At 29.9% G+C, this 19,998-nt stretch carries 16 protein-coding genes; 6 read left to right on the top strand and 10 right to left on the bottom strand.

Annotation, left to right across the window (positions count from 1 at the left end; all coding sequences use genetic code 11):
- From MBM09_RS05930 to recR, 6 genes are all read right to left on the bottom strand, one after another.
- Positions 1–777 (bottom strand): 3'-5' exonuclease, encoded by a 777-nt coding sequence (locus MBM09_RS05930; RefSeq protein ID WP_238675927.1) that lies wholly within the window; start codon positions 775–777, stop codon positions 1–3.
- On the bottom strand, positions 777–1,628 hold the full coding sequence (locus tag MBM09_RS05925) for a hypothetical protein (protein WP_238675926.1): 852 nt from the start codon (positions 1,626–1,628) through the stop codon (positions 777–779). The genes MBM09_RS05930 and MBM09_RS05925 overlap by 1 nt, the downstream gene beginning before the upstream one ends.
- A 79-nt stretch (positions 1,629–1,707) precedes the next feature.
- Positions 1,708–3,030, bottom strand: coding sequence for a dihydrolipoamide acetyltransferase family protein (locus tag MBM09_RS05920; protein ID WP_238675925.1), 1,323 nt, complete (start codon positions 3,028–3,030; stop codon positions 1,708–1,710).
- Between the two features lie 132 nt (positions 3,031–3,162).
- Complete coding sequence (locus tag MBM09_RS05915) at positions 3,163–3,774, bottom strand: HAD family hydrolase (protein ID WP_238675924.1); 612 nt, start codon at positions 3,772–3,774, stop codon at positions 3,163–3,165.
- A complete protein-coding gene (locus MBM09_RS05910) occupies positions 3,749–4,354 on the bottom strand; it encodes a hypothetical protein (RefSeq protein WP_238675923.1) in 606 nt (201 codons plus the stop codon). The genes MBM09_RS05915 and MBM09_RS05910 overlap by 26 nt, the downstream gene beginning before the upstream one ends.
- Entirely contained in the window at positions 4,355–4,972 is a 618-nt protein-coding gene (recR, locus tag MBM09_RS05905) for a recombination mediator RecR (protein WP_238675922.1), read from the bottom strand.
- Positions 4,973–5,052: 80 nt separating this feature from the next.
- On the opposite strand from recR, the gene MBM09_RS05900 reads away from it, so the two are divergent.
- On the top strand, positions 5,053–6,513 hold the full coding sequence (locus MBM09_RS05900) for a sodium:solute symporter (RefSeq protein ID WP_238675921.1): 1,461 nt from the start codon (positions 5,053–5,055) through the stop codon (positions 6,511–6,513).
- Here the strand turns inward: MBM09_RS05900 and MBM09_RS05895 are convergent.
- A complete protein-coding gene (locus MBM09_RS05895) occupies positions 6,484–6,846 on the bottom strand; it encodes a CoA-binding protein (protein WP_238675920.1) in 363 nt (120 codons plus the stop codon). The genes MBM09_RS05900 and MBM09_RS05895 overlap by 30 nt on opposite strands.
- Positions 6,847–7,032: 186 nt before the next feature.
- Here MBM09_RS05895 and MBM09_RS05890 point away from each other — a divergent pair, with 186 nt between their 5' ends.
- Entirely contained in the window at positions 7,033–9,510 is a 2,478-nt protein-coding gene (locus MBM09_RS05890) for a TonB-dependent receptor domain-containing protein (RefSeq protein WP_238675919.1), read from the top strand.
- A gap of 482 nt (positions 9,511–9,992) precedes the next feature.
- On the opposite strand, the gene MBM09_RS05885 is transcribed toward MBM09_RS05890, so the two are convergent.
- Positions 9,993–10,997, bottom strand: coding sequence for a 3-oxoacyl-ACP synthase III family protein (locus MBM09_RS05885; RefSeq protein WP_238675918.1), 1,005 nt, complete (start codon positions 10,995–10,997; stop codon positions 9,993–9,995).
- A gap of 197 nt (positions 10,998–11,194) precedes the next feature.
- Between MBM09_RS05885 and htpG the strand changes: the two genes are divergently transcribed.
- The 3 genes from htpG to MBM09_RS05870 all read left to right on the top strand — a co-directional run bounded on the left by htpG (position 11,195) and on the right by MBM09_RS05870 (position 15,190).
- Positions 11,195–13,105: a molecular chaperone HtpG gene (gene htpG / locus MBM09_RS05880; protein WP_238675917.1), complete on the top strand. Its 1,911-nt coding sequence runs from the start codon at positions 11,195–11,197 to the stop codon at positions 13,103–13,105.
- Positions 13,106–13,490: 385 nt separating this feature from the next.
- The gene (locus MBM09_RS05875; protein ID WP_238675916.1) at positions 13,491–13,712 is read left to right on the top strand and encodes a hypothetical protein; all 222 of its coding nucleotides are present in this window, start codon (positions 13,491–13,493) and stop codon (positions 13,710–13,712) included.
- A gap of 173 nt (positions 13,713–13,885) precedes the next feature.
- Positions 13,886–15,190 (top strand): MFS transporter, encoded by a 1,305-nt coding sequence (locus MBM09_RS05870; RefSeq protein ID WP_238675915.1) that lies wholly within the window; start codon positions 13,886–13,888, stop codon positions 15,188–15,190.
- Positions 15,191–15,205: 15 nt separating this feature from the next.
- Here the strand turns inward: MBM09_RS05870 and MBM09_RS05865 are convergent, their stop codons facing one another.
- The gene (locus MBM09_RS05865; protein WP_238675914.1) at positions 15,206–17,842 is read right to left on the bottom strand and encodes a valine--tRNA ligase; all 2,637 of its coding nucleotides are present in this window, start codon (positions 17,840–17,842) and stop codon (positions 15,206–15,208) included.
- Positions 17,843–18,149: 307 nt separating this feature from the next.
- Here MBM09_RS05865 and MBM09_RS05860 point away from each other — a divergent pair, with 307 nt between their 5' ends.
- On the top strand, positions 18,150–18,566 hold the full coding sequence (locus MBM09_RS05860) for a DUF1573 domain-containing protein (protein WP_238675913.1): 417 nt from the start codon (positions 18,150–18,152) through the stop codon (positions 18,564–18,566).
- A gap of 54 nt (positions 18,567–18,620) precedes the next feature.
- On the opposite strand, the gene MBM09_RS05855 is transcribed toward MBM09_RS05860, so the two are convergent.
- Positions 18,621–19,961 carry a retropepsin-like aspartic protease gene (locus MBM09_RS05855; protein WP_238675912.1) on the bottom strand — a complete coding sequence of 447 codons (1,341 nt, stop codon included), beginning with the start codon at positions 19,959–19,961 and terminating at the stop codon, positions 18,621–18,623.
- Between the last annotated feature and the right edge of the window lie 37 nt (positions 19,962–19,998).

Below are 19,998 nucleotides of genomic sequence, written 5' to 3'. Positions count from 1 at the left end.
TTAACCTAACTTATTATTAAAACTTCTTAATTTAATAGCTGTTAATACCTTTTTAGTATAAAGTGGGAAATCGGCATTTAACAACCAACCAAAATACCCTGGTTCTTTTTCTAAAACATCTGTAACTAACTTACCTTTATGCTTTCCAAAGGAAAAACATTCTTCTCCTTTTTTATTATAAGTTATAAAACCAGCAAAATCTGCAAACTTTTTTCTCGAGCTAAACTCTGCTAAAAATTTAGTGTTGTTTTCTACCTCATCGTACCTTTCAATTTGTGCTTTTAAAACCTCATAAGTAGCATTAGTATCTGCCTCTGCACTATGCGCATCATCTAAATTTTTATCACAATAAAACTTGTAAGCTGCACTAAGCGTACGTTGCTCCATTTTATGAAAAATAGTTTGAACATCAACCGCTAAGCGATTTTTCATATCAAAATCTATTTCAGCACGAAGCATTTCTTCAGCCAATAAAGGTATATCGAATCTGTTGGAGTTAAAACCACCTAAATCTGAGTCCTTTATAATGTTATAAATATCTTTAGCTAATTCTTTAAAAGTTGGTTCGTTGGCTACTTTCTCGTTAGTGATACCATGAATTGCAGTAACTTCTTTAGGAATAGGCATTTCTGGATTTACCAACCATGTTTTACTTTCTTTATTTCCGTTGGGAAATACTTTTAAAATTGAAATTTCAACAATTCTATCTGAAGTTATATTGACACCTGTAGTTTCTAAATCGAAAAAACAGATGGGTTTTGTTAGGTTTAATTGCATTAGTTTAGTTTATTTATTGTCTCGAATTCTTTCTCAAAACTGATTTTAATTTCGTTCCACGTTTCATTATTTAATAAGTTTAAAAAAGTAACATGATAATTATTAAAATGTTTATCAGGATAATAAACTAAAAACTCACCTGATGGTTTAATAATTGCAAAATTTGTATTTGCATTTTCATCAAAAAAAAGCTTTTTCAACAAACTTGCGTAATCTTTAAACCATCTTAATTCTTTAAATTCGTTTGGGTGTCCATTATTGACATTATAAAAATGAAATACAGATACCTTCTCATTATGTTTATTATTATATTTATAATATCGTTTTGTACACTTTTTATTCAATTTTAAAAAACGTCTATAATTTTGAATATGTTTATGTTTTGCAACTTTGTTATAATTAGTAAAATCAAATTTCACTCCATCTGAAATTTGGCTTGATTTTATAAGCGGTTTAATTACTCTATTTAAGCTGTCATAAAAAACAACAGTGTTTTTTTTAGAATATTCCGATTTTGCCCTTAACGTATCTAAATAATGAATTATTAAAGTTTTTGAAGTATCTATTTGATGTCTTTTATTTAAAAGTTTAAATAATTGGCTTTTTATTGGTGACGATAAATTTCCAAAATAATATTTAAATCGAATTGTTTGTAATACTAATGTATCTGTATCAAATCTTAAACCATGATAAATTGGAGAATTCATTTTTTTATAAAAAACTTGTTTAGATATATAATCATCATTTTCATCAACATAAATCGTATCCTTTTGAGCATTAAGATTGATTGAAATGATAAAAAAAACTATTAAAACTAATTTTGAATAAACCTCAACTTTATTATTATTCATTTAATTAAATTAGAATACTGCAAAAATAAAAAAAATCCAACCGTAAAAGCAGTTGGATTTTAATTACTTTGATCTTCTTTTATATTTCTCTGTTACTATCCCAAGCTTCTAGATAATCTGTTACTGCTTTTACAAACTGTCCACCAAGTGCACCGTTTACAACACGATGATCGTAAGAATGTGATAAAAACATTTTGTAACGAATACCTATAAAGTCGCCTTCTGGAGTTTCAATTACCGCTGGAACTTTACGAATAGCACCAAGAGCTAATATACCTACTTGCGGTTGATTAATTATTGGAGTCCCCATAATACTACCAAAGGTTCCTACATTAGTAACTGTATAAGTTCCTCCTTGTACCTCATCTGGTTTTAACTGATTTAAACGTGCTCTGTTTGCTAAATCGTTAACCTGTTTTGTCATACCAACCAGATTTAATTGGTCTGCATTTTTTATAACTGGTACAATTAAATTTCCGTCTGGTAAAGCAGCTGCCATACCTAAATTGATGTTTTTCTTTTTTATAATTTTATCACCTTGAACAGAAATATTTAGCATTGGAAAATCTCGAAGTGCTTTTGCTACTGCTTCTAAAAAGATAGGTGTAAAGGTTAAATTTTCACCTTCACGCTTCATAAACGCATCCTTAACTTTCTTTCTCCAATTCCAGATTTTAGTTACATCGGCTTCAATAAAACTTTGAACATGAGCTGATGTTTGAACAGATTCAACCATATGATGCGCAATAAGTTTGCCCATTCTAGTCATTTCTATAATCTCATCTTCCCCACTAGATATAACTGGTGTTTTTTCTGGTTTTATTTGCGTTTTTGATTCGGTTTTTAAAACGGGTGTTTCTACCGAAGGTACAACCTGCTCTGTTTTAGTGTCTTTATTTTGAATATAATCTAAAATATCATTTTTGGTTACACGACCATCTTTTCCTGTTCCTGGAATCGTATCTAATTCTGCTTGCGATACGCCTTCAGCTTTAGCTATATTTTTTACTAATGGAGAATAAAATCTATTATCACTTGAAACAACTGGAGCTACAACTGCTTCTTTAACAACATTTATTGTTTGAGTAATGTTTTCAACTGCTTTTTCTTGCTCAACATGTTCAACCTCATTTAAGGTTTCAGTATTAACCTCATCATCTCCTTCGGTTTCAATAATCGCTAAAACCTGACCAACTTGAACTACATCATCTACGTTAAAAAACTTTTCTACTAAAATTCCATCAACTTCGCTAGGTACCTCACTATCAACTTTGTCTGTAGCAATTTCTAGTACTGGCTCATCCAGCTCAATAGTATCTCCAACTTCTTTTAACCAAGATGTTATGGTTGCTTCTGCAACACTCTCTCCCATTTTTGGTAACTTAAGTTCAAACTTTGCCATATCTTTAACGTAATACTCGTTTTTTGTTTTTCGTTTGCAAAATTAATTAAAAAACATTGGTTTTATTAAATTATTCTTATTAATTAAAGCTTTAATTAACCTATTAAAACTTATTTTACAAAGGTAAAACCTTTACTTTATTACTTCAAAAGAAATTGAGTTTTGTTTTAAGGCCAATAAAAAACCATTGTTAGGCTGAACAATAATGTTTTTTTTTGCTAGCTTCATTAAAGGCAAATCATCTATATGATCAGTTATAAATAAGTCAATTTGGTCAGTTTTTTGTTTTTTTAAATAATTTAGAACGTTACTTTTTTTTACTTCACTTTTATTTTCAAAAGAACTATTAAATTTTATACTTGGAAAACTTGTACCAATACACACATCAAATCCTTCGTTTTGGGCAATAACTTTAGCGTAACATGAAGGTGCTGCTGTAGCTAATACTTTTGTATGAAATTTATTTTCCTCAAGGTGTGATATATGTCTTTTTTTTGATGAGATTGATTTTACAAAACACTCATAATTAATATCACTTCTATTGTTCAACAACTTTAAAACATTGTGTTTCATTTTAGAATGAGAAGTAAATATTCTTGAAGCAAGGGCAATACACAATTTAAATAATAGTCCTATTTTAAGATTACTAAAACAATCTATAATTAAAAACTTTATAAAATAATGAAATGTATTAATTGTATATAATGTGCCATCTAAATCAACTACTAAAACCTTCTTTTTCAAAATCTTTATGTTTATAATCTTTAGACCAAGGAAATCTAACCAAACAGTTTTTAAATAAATAATAATCTGGTTTAACAATTGAATTTTCAATAGTCCAAGATATAACTGCAGTTTTAATTTGTGAATTTGGGAACAATTTTCTTAGACTATTTTCAACAATAAACATTGTTTTCCCTGTATCAATAGCATCATCAATTATAAGAATTTTTTTTATAATATCTTTTTTACCTAAATCAAAGTTAATATCTATCAAATCACCTGAAAGACTCTCTAAGTTTAGCTTAGAAATTGATTTTCTTATTTTTTTTGATTCTAAAATTCTTAGTTTATTTGCAACCCAATTTGGCAAAAATTTGAAAACTGACTTTGTAAACAAATTATTTTTTAACCAATTATTCCTTTTTGGAGTAACAGATTCAAACTTTAGCTTTTCAAACTTTCTATCGTTTTTAAACTGATTAATAACGTAACTTCCTCCTTTTTGAATATAAATAATAAGGTCGGGTTCGAAATCTATTTTTGAAACGAGTTCTGCACACTTTTTAAAAAAAGCTTCCTTATTTAAAGTAATAACTTTCATTTAAAGTTTGATAGAAGTTTCAAAAGGGATTCTATTAATAATACTTCTACCAAGAGTAATTTCATCTGCATATTCTAACTCATCTCCTACTGAAATCCCTCTAGCAATTGTTGAAGTTAAAACCTGAGAATCCTGAATTTGTTTAAAAATATAAAAATTTGTTGTGTCTCCTTCCATAGTTGAACTTAGTGCAAAAATAAGCTCTTTTATTTTACCCTCTTTAACTTTTTTTACTAACGACTCGATATTTAAATCATGAGGACCTATACCATCCATTGGTGAGATCTTACCTCCTAGAACATGATACAAACCTTTGAAGGTACTTGTATTTTCTATAGCCATAACATCTCTAACATCTTCAACTACACAAATAATTTCTTCGTTTCGATTCTTATTCGAACAAATTTCACAGAGTTCTACATCACTTATATTATGGCAAGATTTACAGAATTTCACATCATTACGCATGCTTTGCAACGCTTCAGATAAAGCTAAAGTCTGCTCTTTTGGCTGCCTTAACATATGCAAAACCAAGCGCAATGCTGTGCGTTTACCAATTCCTGGTAACTGTGACATTTCATTTACTGCTCGCTCTAGTAATTTTGAAGAGAATTCCATAGCTGCGAAATTACAATTTTAGATTTAAGTTTTAAACTTATCATTTGTTATTTGTATTTTGGCTTAGAATTAAAATTTATATGAGTGCAACGCAAATTCTACTACTAATTGCTGCCTATTTCTTGGTACTAATACTTATTTCTTATTTCACTGGAAAAGAAGATTCTAACGAAGCTTTTTTTAAAGCCAATAAATCGTCACCATGGTATTTAGTTGCTTTTGGCATGATAGGAGCCTCACTTTCTGGGGTAACTTTTATATCGGTTCCGGGAATGATAGGCGGGCAACAATTTGCCTACATGCAAGGTGTTTTTGGTTTTTTTGTTGGGTATTTATTTATTCTTTTTGTGTTGCTACCTATTTACTATAAGCTTAATGTTACATCTATTTATCAATATTTAGAGCAACGATTTGGCAAAGTAAGTTACAAAACTGGTGCATTTTTCTTTTTACTTTCTAGAGTAACAGGTGCCTCTTTTAGGCTATTCTTAGTAGCCTTAGCCATGCAATACATTGTTTTTGAGAGTATAGGTATTCCATTTTGGGCAACTGTAGTTATTTCTATTTTACTTATTTGGATATACACCAATAGAGGTGGTATAAAAACCATTGTTTGGACAGATACTTTACAAACACTAGCTATGTTAACAGCAGTTGGTGTTGCAATTTATTTGATAAATGAAAAATTAGATTGGAGTTATACAGAATTCTTAAATTCAGATATATTTAAATCAAAGAGTCAGATTTTCTTTTTTGACAATCCTAACTCTGTCACATATTTCTGGAAATATTTTATTGGCGGTATTTTTATTGCAATTGCTATGACAGGGTTAGACCAAGACATGATGCAAAAAAACCTGACCTGTAAAAACTCAAAAGAATCTAAGAAAAATATGTTTACAATGGCTACACTTTTAATATTTGTAAACTTCTTCTTTTTATCACTTGGTGCCTTATTATTTATATATGCCGATAAATTTGGTTTACAAATTCCTATAGTAGAGGGTAAAACCAGAACCGATTTGCTTTTTCCTGAAATTGCTATGAATCAAGGCTTAGGTCTTGGATTAGCAGTTACTTTTATAATTGGCTTAATTGCAGCAGCCTACTCTAGTGCTGATAGCGCTTTAACATCTTTAACAACATCTTTTTCAGTAGATTTTTTAAATGTTGAAAAACTACCTAAAGAACAACAAAAACCACTTAGAAAAAAAGTTCATGTAGCTGTTTCTATTTTATTGATTTTAGTTGTAATTTTCTTTAACACTTTAGAAGGCAATGTAGTAAGTAACTTATTTAAGTTTGCCACCTTTACTTATGGTCCATTATTAGGATTATTTGCCTTTGGTATTTTAACCAAGTATCAAATTAAAGATAAATACACATGGATTGTGGGTATAATTTCCATAGTCTTAACTTATTTAATAACCATACTTCCAGAAAGCGTTATTGGTAGTTACAAATTTCATTGGGAAATTCTCCCTTTAAACGGATTGATTACTTTTTTAGGTTTAATATTGATTCGTAGAAAGCAAAACTAAAGTACAAGCTTCCTCATAATTAATATTATGTTTCTTTAAAATTTTATAAAATTCGGGGTTTTCTGTTCCCGGATTAAAAATTATTCGTTTAGGATTTAAAGAAACTATATAATTATAATATTCCTTCTGCCTTTTTGAGTTTAGATATAATGTTACGGTATGAATATTTTCATAAGTCAATAATTCAGTATCAATTTCAATTCCTGAAATTTCTCCTTTTTTTAAACCATACGCAACCGTTTCAACATTATTAGCAACTAAACGTTGTACAGCATAATGAGAATATCTATTTGGTTTTAAAGATGCTCCTAGCACCAATGTTTTCTTATTCATTTATAATATTATTTTTCCTTTAATAGTAATTATAATCCGCTTAAAAATACTGTTTTTGTGAGCCTTGACACATTATAGCGAGTTTTTTATATGTTAAATTGATGTTAATAATTATTAAATATAGTAACATAAGTTCAAGTTTTGCGTCTACAAATAAAACATCAATCAAAAAATCAAACTAATCAAATGAAAAAACTACTTTTTGTGTGCTTTCTATTGCTATCTATTTCCGTAAAAGCACATTCCACAGACCCTGAAAAGAATGCAGATAAAACCGGATCCGTATCAGGAGTTGTATTAGACGCAGAGTTAAAACAACCCTTACCTTATGTAAATATTATTATAAAAAACCCAGCAGGCGAAACCTTAACAGGTGGTATTACGCTTGATGATGGCTCTTTTGAAATTGATAAAATTGAAGAAGGAAAAGTTACTGTAAGCATTCAATATATTGGATACAAAACGGTTACTAAAAATGTAACGTTAGACAAAGGTAACTACAAAGTAAACCTAGGAAATATTCTATTAGAAGAAGAAGCTGAAGGCTTAGACGCTGTTACTGTTGTAGCCGAAACTTCAACCATACAACAAAAGGTAGACAGAAAGGTTATTACCGTTGGAAAAGATTTAACAACAGCAGGCGCTACAGCAAGCGATATTATGAATAATATTCCTTCTGTTAGTGTAGACCAACAATCTGGTAACATTAGCTTACGAGGAAACCAAAACGTACGTGTTATGGTTGATGGCAAATTAAGCAATGTTCCAATAGCACAATTATTAAAACAAATTCCTTCTACATCTATTAAACAAATAGAGTTAATTACCAACCCTTCTGCAAAATATAATCCTGAAGGTATGAGTGGAATAATAAACATTAAGCTTCACAAAAACACTCAAATCGGCTTTAATGGAAACATTAATTTGGGTTTAACTAAAGAAATTTTTGCAAAATTTAATAGTTCTGTAGATATGAATTACCGAAACGGAAAGTTCAATTTCTATGGTAACTACGGTAATAATATTGGTAAATATGACAATTTTGGCTACATCAATCGTTTAGATGATGATTCCAGACAAGATTTTAAGTTTGGAAACAACAACAAATCACATTTATATAAAGTTGGTGTAGATTTTTATATGAATGACAACAATACCATTTCATTCTTTACAAATCAAAATATATTTGAAGGTGATGGTTTTGGTAATACTATTTTAAGTTTTAATAACGCAATTCAAAATCAATTATTTAATAACTTATCTGATAATGCATCAGGACAATATAACTTAGCTTATAAGCATGAATTTAATAACGAAGACGAAACGCTTGAAATAGAAATTGATTACAACGATTTTGAGCAAGATGAAATTGCGAATTTCAGCTTTGTTAATTTTGATTTTCCTCCAAATTATATTGATAATGTTGATACCGAACGAAATCAAACCACTATAAATGTTGATTATGTAAACCCTTTAAACGAGAAAACTAAAATTGAAGCAGGTTTAGAAGCGCGTTTATTTGATTCTGATATTGACTATATGTCTACCGGACAAACTTTTTCAAGTACAGGTAGCGTAATTCAAACACCTAGTACAGACTTTGAATACAACCGAGATATTTATTCGGCGTATTTTACTTTTGGAAAAACCTTGGAAAAATGGAACTATCAAATTGGTCTTCGTGCAGAACAGGTTAATGAAACTGCAAATGCATTAAAAATATTTGATGATAATAGTACAGAAGCAACACCTTTTGAAAATGATTATTTTCAAGTATATCCGTCAGCCTTTTTAACTTACAATCCTTCAGATAAAAACTCATATCAATTAAGTTTTAGTCGTCGTATTGACAGACCTGGGCTACAACAAGTAAACCCAATTAGAGAATGGAGCACACCTCGTATTTCTTCTTTCGGGAACACAGAATTACAGCCCCAGTTTACAAATTCTATAGAAACAAATTACACAAGACAACTAAAAAAAGGTAGTATAACTGCCGGAATATTTTACAGATTAATAGAAGATAATATTAACCGTTTTGTATACATAGACAGATCAAACGTTCCTGCAGCTAATGCTATTCTATCTTTTGATAATTTTGATAACACTTCTGCATATGGTGTTGAGTTTTCAACTAATTACAGACCTACAAAATGGTGGAGTTTAAATGGTAGTTTTGATTTATACTCGCAAACACAAAAGGGTATTACTGAAATTATCGATACAGACGACTTGCAAAATGCCACTGAAGACGATATTATAAGATTAGACACCGAAGTAGATAACATTGTTTGGAACTTAAGATTGTTTAACAATTTTAAAGCTAGTAAAAACTTAAGTTTTTCATTATTTACAATGTACCGTGGCGAAGAAAAAGGTATTCAATTTACCAGAAAACCTATGTTCATGCTAAATACTGGACTTCGTTATAGTTTCTTAGAAGAAAATAGAGCTACATTCAGTTTTAACTACAGTGATATATTAAATACTATGAATTTTGAATTTGAAGGTGACACACCTTATCCTTCACTAGGTCAGTTTAACTGGGAAAGTAACACTTGGAATATTGCATTATCCTACAGATTCGGTGGTGGTAAATACCGTGCCCTTAGAAGAAAACAAAGAGACAACAACACATCATCTGGTGGCGGAGGCTTCCTATAAAATATAAAATTTAATAATCTGCATAATAATTGATGGTTAGTGTTATTGCAAGTTTATTAAATAAAAAACCCCAAAACATATATGTTTTGGGGTTTTGCTTTTAAAAAGCAAAAATTTTTAAAAAAAATTTAAATTTTATACAATAAACACAATATCACAACGTTAAACGTAATATACAATCTAGCCAAAGCGAAAGAATAATTATTTAGAGTTAGTCGTCTACACAAGAAAAACTTCGTATTTAAAGATTAGTATATTTTAAAACTCGAAACTCATATTTCGGGTTTTTTCTTTAAACCTGTTAAAAAAAGTTAAATGTTAAAAACTCATGCAATATAAATAGACTTTTTACGTCTAATACAATAAGATTCTTCACATTAGTGTTAGTTGAAGTTGATTAATAGCTAGAAAAACCCGAAACTATATAGTTTCGGGTTTTTTGTTTTATTTCAAGATTCAAAAATGTATTCTGAATAATTAGATTACCATTTAATTATAGCACTACCCCAAGTAAATCCGCTACCAAATGCCGCTAAAACAACATGGTCACCTGCTTTAATTTTGCCTTCTTCCCAAGCTTCAGTTAATGCAATAATTACAGACGCAGCTGTAGTATTTCCATATTTCATTATGTTGTTAAAAACCTGATCATCATTTAAACCAAATTTCTTTTGTATAAATTGAGCTATTCTCAAATTAGCTTGATGTGGTATTAACATATCAATATCTTCTTTTTTCAATCCATTTTTAATCAAACCTTCCATAATGGCTTCACTAAAACGAACTACAGCATGTTTAAAAACAAACTGCCCATCCATATAAGGGAAATACGATAAATCTTCATCTTTAGTTTCAAGGATTTCTGGAACCCAATGTGCAATACTTGGTGATTTAACAATAAGTTTATCTGCATGTTTTCCTTCGCTATGCAAATGTGTTGATAAAATACCTTTTGTAGCATCTTCTTCTCTGGTTAATACACATGCTCCTGCTCCATCTCCAAATATCACCGTTACTCCTCTACCTCTGGTTGTTTTATCTAAACCGTTGCTATGGTATTCTGCACCAACAACCAAAACGTTTTTATACATACCTGTTTTTATAAACTGGTCTGCAACTGATATGGCATAAATAAAACCAGAGCACTGATTTCTAATATCTATAGCTCCAACCGTTTTCATGTCTAACATATCTTGTATTTGTACACCACAACCAGGGAAATAATAATCTGGTGTCATGGTTGCAAACACAATAAAATCTATATCATCTTTGGTTAAACCAGAACGTTCTATAGCAATTTTAGAGGCTTTAGCACCCATAACTGCAGAAGTATCTTCAGTTCCTTTTTTTATCCAACGTCTTTCTTTTATACCTGTGCGTTCCTGAATCCAAGCATCATTGGTATCCATCATTTTAGACAAATCATCATTTGTCACCACATTATCAGGCACATACTTACCTAATCCTATTATTTTCGAATTATACATATTCAAATTTTTACTCAATATACATTTTTTAAAGCTAAATTTTATCAAATTGACAAAATAGAAGGATGCAATTTAAACAATATTAATAGTACGATAAAATATTGTTCATAAAATGTCAGTTTGTCATATTTAGTGAATTGGCATTTTTGTTGACTATTGTTCTGATGTAATTAAAACAACAACAAAACACACATATCATGACAAAAGGAAATATTAATGTATCGGTAGAAAACATCTTTCCACTCATTAAAAAATTCTTATATAGCGACCACGAAATATTTTTACGTGAGTTAATCAGTAATGCTACAGATGCTACTTTAAAGCTAAAACACTTAACAAACGTTGGTGATGCTAAAGTAGAATATGGTAATCCGCAAATTGAAGTTAAAGTAGATAAAAAAGGCAAGAAGCTTCATATTATAGACCAAGGTTTAGGTATGACTGCCGATGAAGTTGAAAAATACATCAATCAAGTAGCTTTTTCTGGAGCTGAAGAGTTTTTAGATAAATACAAAGATTCTGCTAAAGATTCAGGAATTATTGGTCATTTTGGTCTTGGTTTCTATTCAGCATTTATGGTTGCTGAAAAAGTTGAAATTATCACAAAGTCTTTTAAAGGTGAACCTGCTGCACATTGGAGTTGTGATGGCTCGCCAGAATTCACATTAAAAACAGCTGATAAAAAAGAACGTGGCACAGAAATCATTCTTCATATTGCTGAAGATTCTACAGAATTTTTAGAAGAAAGTAGAATTAGAGAGTTACTTTTAAAGTATAACAAGTTTATGCCCATTCCAATTAAATTTGGAACTAAAGAAATAAACGATCCAGACTTTACGCCTAAAACAACAAAAGATAAAGACGGTAAAGAAACAACTGAACCACACAAACAAATTACGGTTGATGATATAATCAATAATCCAAATCCTGCATGGACAAAACAACCCACAGAATTAAAAGATGAAGATTATAGTGGTTTTTATCGTGAGTTGTACCCCATGCAATTTGAGGAGCCGTTATTCAACATTCATTTAAATGTAGATTATCCGTTCAATTTAACAGGGATTTTATATTTCCCAAAAATGACGAACGATTTAAATATTCAAAAAGACAGAATTCAACTGTATCAAAATCAAGTTTTTGTAACCGATAATGTTGAAGGTATTGTTCCAGAGTTTTTAACTATGCTTCGTGGTGTCATTGATTCTCCAGATATTCCTTTAAACGTATCGCGTTCTTACTTACAAGCTGATGGTGCGGTTAAAAAGATTTCATCTTATATTACCAGAAAGGTTGCCGATAAATTAAAATCGTTATTCAATAATAATCGTGAAGATTTTGAAGCAAAATGGAACGATATTAAAATTGTAATTGAGTACGGAATGCTTTCAGAAGAAAAATTCTTTGAAAAAGCTGATGCCTTTGCGCTTTACCCAACTGTTGATGGTAAATATTTTACATACGAAGAATTATTCAACAAAATAAAAGCAAATCAAACCGATAAAGATGATAAATTAGTGATTCTTTATGCTTCAGACAAAGATGCACAACACAGTTATATTGAAACTGCAAAAGCCAAAGGTTACGAAGTATTGCTTTTAGATTCGCCAATTGTATCACATTTAATTCAGAAATTAGAAAGCACTAAAGAAAATATTACGTTTGCACGTGTTGATGGTGATCACATTAATAATTTAATTAAGAAAGATGAAACCACTATTTCTAAATTAGATGAAGACCAAAAGAAAACTTTAGATGAATTACTTAAAGAAGTTATTCCTTCTGAAAAATTTATGGTACAATTAGAAGCTATGGATAGTAATGAATCGCCTTTCACTATAACGCAACCAGAGTTTATGCGTAGAATGAAAGAGATGCAACAAACCGGTGGCGGCGGTATGTTTGGTATGGGTAATATGCCAGAAATGTACAACTTAGTTGTAAACACGAATTCTGAATTGGTAGGTGAAATTTTAAATACTAAAACCAAAAAGAAACAAGAGCGTTTAATTAACCAAAGCTTAGATTTAGCGAGATTGTCTCAAGGTTTACTTAAAGGTGAAGAACTTACTAACTTCATTAAACGTAGCTACGAAATGATAAAATAAGTTGATACGCGCTGAAAATTTTCAGCATCCTATTATAAACCAAAACCACTTTGTGAAAACAAGGTGGTTTTTTTATTTATTGACTTTTACAGATAAAAATGATAACTTCGTTTACAGTAGATATTAAACATCAAAACGATTTTATATCATATCGTTACCTACAAGCTAAATGAACATTCTGAAAAAAATAACACCTCTTCTATTAATCGGAATATTAATTTCAGCAAACCAATATAAATATCATATAGTAAAAAACTCTAGAAATCCCAAGTGATTTAACAATCAGTATGTAGCGATAATTTACGGTGTTGAGGGACAGCCTGAATTAGGAATAACTAATTTTACATTGGCAAAAAATATAATAATTCCCAAAAATGGAATTTTAATGACTTTGATTGAATATGATATAGATTTACACAAAACAAAAATTAAAACTACCAATAACGAATATTTTAAAACCAAAGAATCTAATATGACTTTTGGGCAATTTGGTGGAAAATTAAATTACAACGACAAAGCTTATAGGTTTAGATGTTGGCAGTTTGGAGAAAAGAAAATTGTTGTACTCAAACTGGAGAGGAAATGCAAATCTATAGAACTGAATTAAAAAAAGAATTAATAAATAAAGCCAGCACGTAACAAATAACCAAATCAAAAACTAGTAAGTTTAATTCTTAAAACATAGGCTTTATAGAAAAAAACAATAAGGCTCATCATTGAATATATCTTCTAAACTTTTTTACTGTAAATTAGTGATTTTTATTCCAAAACTTTTAATACATGACTAACGTTACTAATAAACTATATAAGTTTTTAAATAATGAAAAAGATGAACGTATTTGCACAGATATTAGTGATGAAGCTTGTAAATATGCACCTAAAAATTATTTTTTAATTTTATTTAGTAGTGTTTTTACCAAATTAGGAGATGCGTTAAGCAATCCTAAAACTGTATTAACTTGGGTAATGAGTTTTGTTAATGCTCCTGTTTATCTTATTAGTTTTATAACACCTATTAGAGAATCATTTTCTATGATCCCTCAAGTTGCTTTATCTGACTTTGTCAAGTCTAAAGAAAAAAGAAAATGGTTATGGATTTTTGGTTCTTTTTGTCAGTTTCTTGCAATAGCTTCCATTGGGTTTATAGCATTAACTTTTAAAGGTGTTACAGCTGGTTGGTTTATAATTTTAGCGCTTGTTTTTTTTAGTTTAGCCAGAAGCATTTGTTCTTTATCTTCTAAAGATGTATTGGGTAAAGCCATACCAAAAACTAGAAGAGGAAAACTAAAAGGCTATACAGTATCTGTATCAGGAATTTTAGTTACTGCTATAGGAGTGTTTTTACTTTACAAATCAAAAACCGAAGCCAGTATACAATTTTACAGTTATTTGATATTTTTTGCTTCCATTTTATGGCTTATTGCTGCTATATTTTATTCGCAGATTAAAGAATTTCCAGAAGCTAATCAACAGAATAAAAAATCATCTCAAGGTATAATTTCGAAAATGAGTTTATTAAAAACAGACAAGCAGTTAAGAAATTTCATTGTTGCAAGATCACTCTTATTATGTTCAGCTTTATCAAGCCCATTTTATGTTTTATTAGCTCAAAATTATTTAGGAAAAGATGTTTTTTTATTGGCTTTATTCATTATTGCTAATGGCATTGCATCAACAATAAGTGCTCCTATTTGGGGTAAAATGGCTGATTTATCAAGTAAAAATGTAATGACAATTAGTGTGTTAATTGCTTCATTATTGGGTATAATTATGTTTATTATTGCTATATATCCTTCAAATTTAAGAACTTCATTATGGGTTTACCCCACAGCATTTTTTATTCTAGGAATTGCGCATGGTGGTGTTCGCTTAGGCAGAAAAACATATATTGTAGATATGGCTGAGGGAGACAAGCGAATTGATTATGTGGCTGTTAGCAACACCATTATTGGCTTAATATTACTAGTAACTGGCGGATTAACAGCCTTAATTTCTATAATTTCTATTGAAGTAATTATTTTAGCACTTTCTATTTTAGGTTTAATTGGTGTGCTAAAAAGTTATAAATTGCCTAATGTTGAATAGATGGAAATTAAAAACTTATCCTAAACTCGCTAAACTCGCTTTAAGTGTTTCTATTTTAGCCAAAGCATCAGCTTCTTTCTTTTTTTCACTAGCCACAACTTGTTCTGGTGCACCTGTAACGAAACGCTCGTTAGAAAGTTTCTTTTGTACAGATTTTAAAAAGCCTTCAGTGTAATTTAACTCTTCAGTTAATTTTTTCACTTCTGCTTCTACGTCTATTGCTCCTTCCATTGGTATAAAATACTCATTAGATTTTACTCTAAAGGTTAAAGCACCTTCAACAGGTTCTTGCACATATTCTATCGTTTCTAAGTTTCCCAGTTTTGCAATAACTTCATCAAATGCAGTGTTTGAATTTTCATTATTTATAACTGAAAAACCTATAGCATCTTTAAATGCAATGTTTTTTTCTTTTCTAACGGTTCTTATTCCAGAAATAACTTCTGAAGCAAATTCAAATTGAGAGATTATCTCTTTATTTATTGGTTTTGCTTCCGGCCATTTTGCAACTATTAATGCTTCTTCTGGTGTACGTTTTGCTATATATTGCCATATATCTTCGGTTAAAAATGGCATAAATGGATGCAATATTTTAAGATTATCTTCAAATATTGACATTACTTTATTGTAAGTTTCAGCATCAATTGGTTGTTGATAAGCTGGCTTTACAATCTCTAATAACCATCCACAGAAATCGTCATATATCAATTTATAAATTGCCATTAAAGCATCACTTAATCTATATTTACTAAAATGATCTTCAATTTCAACTAATGCCGTTTGAAACTTCGCTTCATACCAATTTAAAGCGATTTTACTAGATTCTGGCTGCTCGATAGTTTCACTAACTTCCCATAAATTAGTTAAATTAAAAGCATTCCAAATTTTATTACCGAAGCCTTTTCCCTGTTGACATAAAGCCTCATCGAACATTAAATCGTTTCCTGCTGCACTACTTAATAATAAACCAACACGAACACCATCTGCACTATAATCTTCTATTAATTTTAAAGCGTCTGGAGAATTCCCTAAAGATTTACTCATTTTACGACGTTGCTTATCACGAACTAAACCTGTTAAATATACATTATTGAACGGTTTTTGATCTTTATACTCGTAGCCTGCAATAATCATACGTGCAACCCAAAAGAATAAAATATCTGGTCCAGTTACTAAATCGTTAGTTGGATAATAATATTTTATGTCTTCGTTTTCTGGATTACGTATACCATCAAACACACTCATTGGCCATAACCAAGATGAGAACCACGTATCTAAAGCATCAGTATCTTGAGTTAAGTCTTCAGCTTTTAAAGTAGAGTTTCCTGTTTTTTCTTGAGCCAATTTTAGAGCTTCTTCTCTACTCTCGGCTACTACAAAGTCTTCTTTTCCATCTCCATAGAAATAAGCAGGAATTTGTTGTCCCCAAAATAATTGACGTGAAATATTCCAATCACGAATATTCTCCATCCAATGTCTGTAGGTATTCTCAAATTTCTTTGGAAATAATTTAATTTCAGGATCTTCTCCTAAAACAGCTTCAATTGCTGGTTTAACCAACTCTTCCATTTTTAAGAACCATTGGTCGCTTAATCTTGGTTCGATAACTGCTTTTGTACGCTCTGACGTACCAACTTTATTTAGATGTGTTTCAGTTTTCACTAAAACACCTGTTTCTTCTAATACTTTTGCTACATTCTTTCTAGCTACAAAACGATCTTGACCTTCAAATTGTAATCCGAAGCTATTTAAAGTAGCATCTTCATTAAAGATATCTATAACCTCTAATTTATGTTTATCTCCTAGATTTTTATCATTTTCATCATGTGCAGGCGTTACTTTTAAACAACCTGTACCAAACTCAACATCAACATACTCATCTTCAATAATAGGAATTACACGATTACAAATTGGTACAATTGCTTTTTTTCCACGTAAGTGTGCAAAACGTTCGTCTTCTGGATTGATACAAATAGCAGTATCACCAAAAATAGTTTCAGGACGTGTTGTAGCTATAGTTAAGGTATCATCGCTTCCTTCTATCTTATAATTTATGTAATATAGATTTCCTTGACGTTCTTCATGAATTACTTCCTCATCAGATAAAGTTGTTTTTGCTTCAGGATCCCAGTTTACCATTCGGTATCCTCTATAAATTAATCCTTTGTTATATAAATCAACAAAAACTTTTATTACAGCTTCAGACATATCGTCGTCCATTGTAAATTTGGTTCTATCCCAATCACATGAGCAACCTAATTTTTTAAGCTGTTCTAAGATTACACCTCCATATTCATGCGTCCATTCCCAAGCGTGTGCTAAAAACTCATCGCGAGTTAAGTCGTTTTTATCTATGCCTTGTTCTTTTAGTTTTGCAACAACTTTAGCCTCTGTTGCTATAGATGCGTGATCTGTTCCAGGAACCCAACATGCATTTTTCCCTTGTAAACGCGCGCGACGTATTAAAACATCCTGAATGGTATTATTCAACATATGTCCCATATGCAAAACTCCAGTTACATTTGGTGGTGGAATTACAATAGTGTATGGCTCTCTAGCATCTGGCGTTGAATGAAAATAATTATGTTTCATCCAGTAATCATACCACTTACTCTCTACTGTTTGTGCATCATATTTTGATGGAATACTCATCTTTGGAATAGTTTTTGAATAATGATGTGCAAAAGTACTTATATTTCTTTTTCTGTGAAAGTGATATTAATTATAGATAAAAAAGAATAAAGCACATTTTAACAGTTTTTAAACTGAATCGCATAAAAGTTATACGTACTTTTAACTATGTTAATTATGTTAATATACCTGCATTACATCTATTATTTTTGCAGATTGTAGAAAAAGTGAGTATGTTTGGATTGAAATCAAGGAAAATACGACAAATATACACTTATAACATATTGACTATAAATGTATTAAAAACAAATAATAAAAGAATAAAATCATGAAACAATTAATTACTATTTTATTTATCGGATTGATCAGTTTTACAGTGAATGCTCAAGCAAAAATTGAGTTTAAATCTGAAACTATTGATTACGGAACTATTGAAAAAGGATCAAACGGCGTAAGAGTGTTTGAATTTACTAATACAGGTAATGAGCCTCTTATAATCTCTAAAGTATCGTCTAGTTGTGGTTGTACTATTCCTAAAAAACCGGAAGAACCAATCTTACCAGGAAAAACTGGACAAATTGAGGTAAAATACGATACAAATAGAGTAAACCCAATTAGAAAAACTATTACAGTTATGTCTAACGCTGAAACACCTACTGTAGCTTTAAAGATTAAAGGTGAAGTTATAGACTCAAGTAAAGCTAGTTTACTTGATAAAAAAGAAAAAAGTATTGTTCAGCAATAATATTAAACGAAATAATATATTCAAAAACCCAAGTTAATGCTTGGGTTTTTTGTTTTAAAAAGGACTTTCTAAAACAAAATTAAAGTTTAAGATTACACCATTTCTATCAACTCTTAATCTAATTCTTTTTCCAATATCATCATAAAAGATATGCGTTAATTGCTGTAAAGAGTAATTGTATGTTGGTTTATTATTAATATTTAAAATAATATCTCCAATTAATAATCCTGCTTTATCTGCTGGTGAATCTTTACGTAATTCTACAATTGCAAAGGCTGGTTTTAATGATAGTTTATATTGAGTATCTATAACAATGGTATTACTGTTTATGGTTTGATTATTTTGTAATCCACCTTTACCATCTTTAAAAACCTTATTATCAATTTCTTTTACTAACCTTATACCCTCGTGTGCTAACTCAATACCACTTCTGTTATAGCTAAAATCTTCTCTAAAAAGAGAATTCTTTTTAATAGTAACTATAGCTTTAGAATAATCAAAAATTAAATTAAACCGTTTTAGAATATTCCCAGCTAAACTACCATTTCGGTCTTTAAACTTTCTTGCAAAAGAAATGGAACTTGAATCTGGATAAGCAACATTAGCATTAATTAACTTAAAATGTTTTAAAGAGAACACATCTATTTTCGATCTTTTTCCAAAAACACTTCCACTTAATCCGTGACCAAGAAAATCATTAAAAAATTTATCACTAGACTTTATGCCTAAAGAATCATCTTCAAACAACCATAATGCATCACTCCCACCAGAATCTATTAAGAGTTTTATAGGTATTTCTTTTTTATTAATCTCAACTTTGGCATTTAAATAAGGTTTACTATTATAAAATTCTAAATTCAAGGTTTCACATTTTTTACAATCTTTATAACGATATTTTTCTGGATTAGTCAATCTTATATACTTATTCGAGTAATTTATCTCAACGATTAAATCTTTTAATAAATCATATCCAATAATTCCATGCACAGGCACTCCTAATCTTGGAGCAAAGTTTAAATTAGCATCAAAAACTGCATATAAATCCTGGTTTAATTTAATGGCATCACCAACCTTAAAAATATTATTCTCAGACTTAAGCGCTTTTACAGATTCGCCCTCACCTAACCCTCTTAAATAAATGGTTTCAGTGTTTTTTATATTTAATGTATCAGAAACATTTAAAAAATTGAAAATAATTGGTTTACTTACACCTGTATCTAGTAAAAAAGATAAGGTAACTCCATTTATTTCAACAGGTAATACAATTAAATTATTTATTAATTTAAATTTAACCTTATCAGATTGTTTCTTGTTTTGAACTACAAACTTATTTTGAGAAAACCCTAAATTATAAATACAGAAAAGTAAAACACATAAACATAAATACTTTTTCATAGAAGAAAATTTAGTTTGGTACTATAATTTACTAATC

This window comes from Flaviramulus sp. BrNp1-15 (assembly GCF_022259695.1).
Taxonomy (GTDB): domain Bacteria; phylum Bacteroidota; class Bacteroidia; order Flavobacteriales; family Flavobacteriaceae; genus BrNp1-15.
This window is presented reverse-complemented; position numbering and strand designations above follow the sequence as displayed.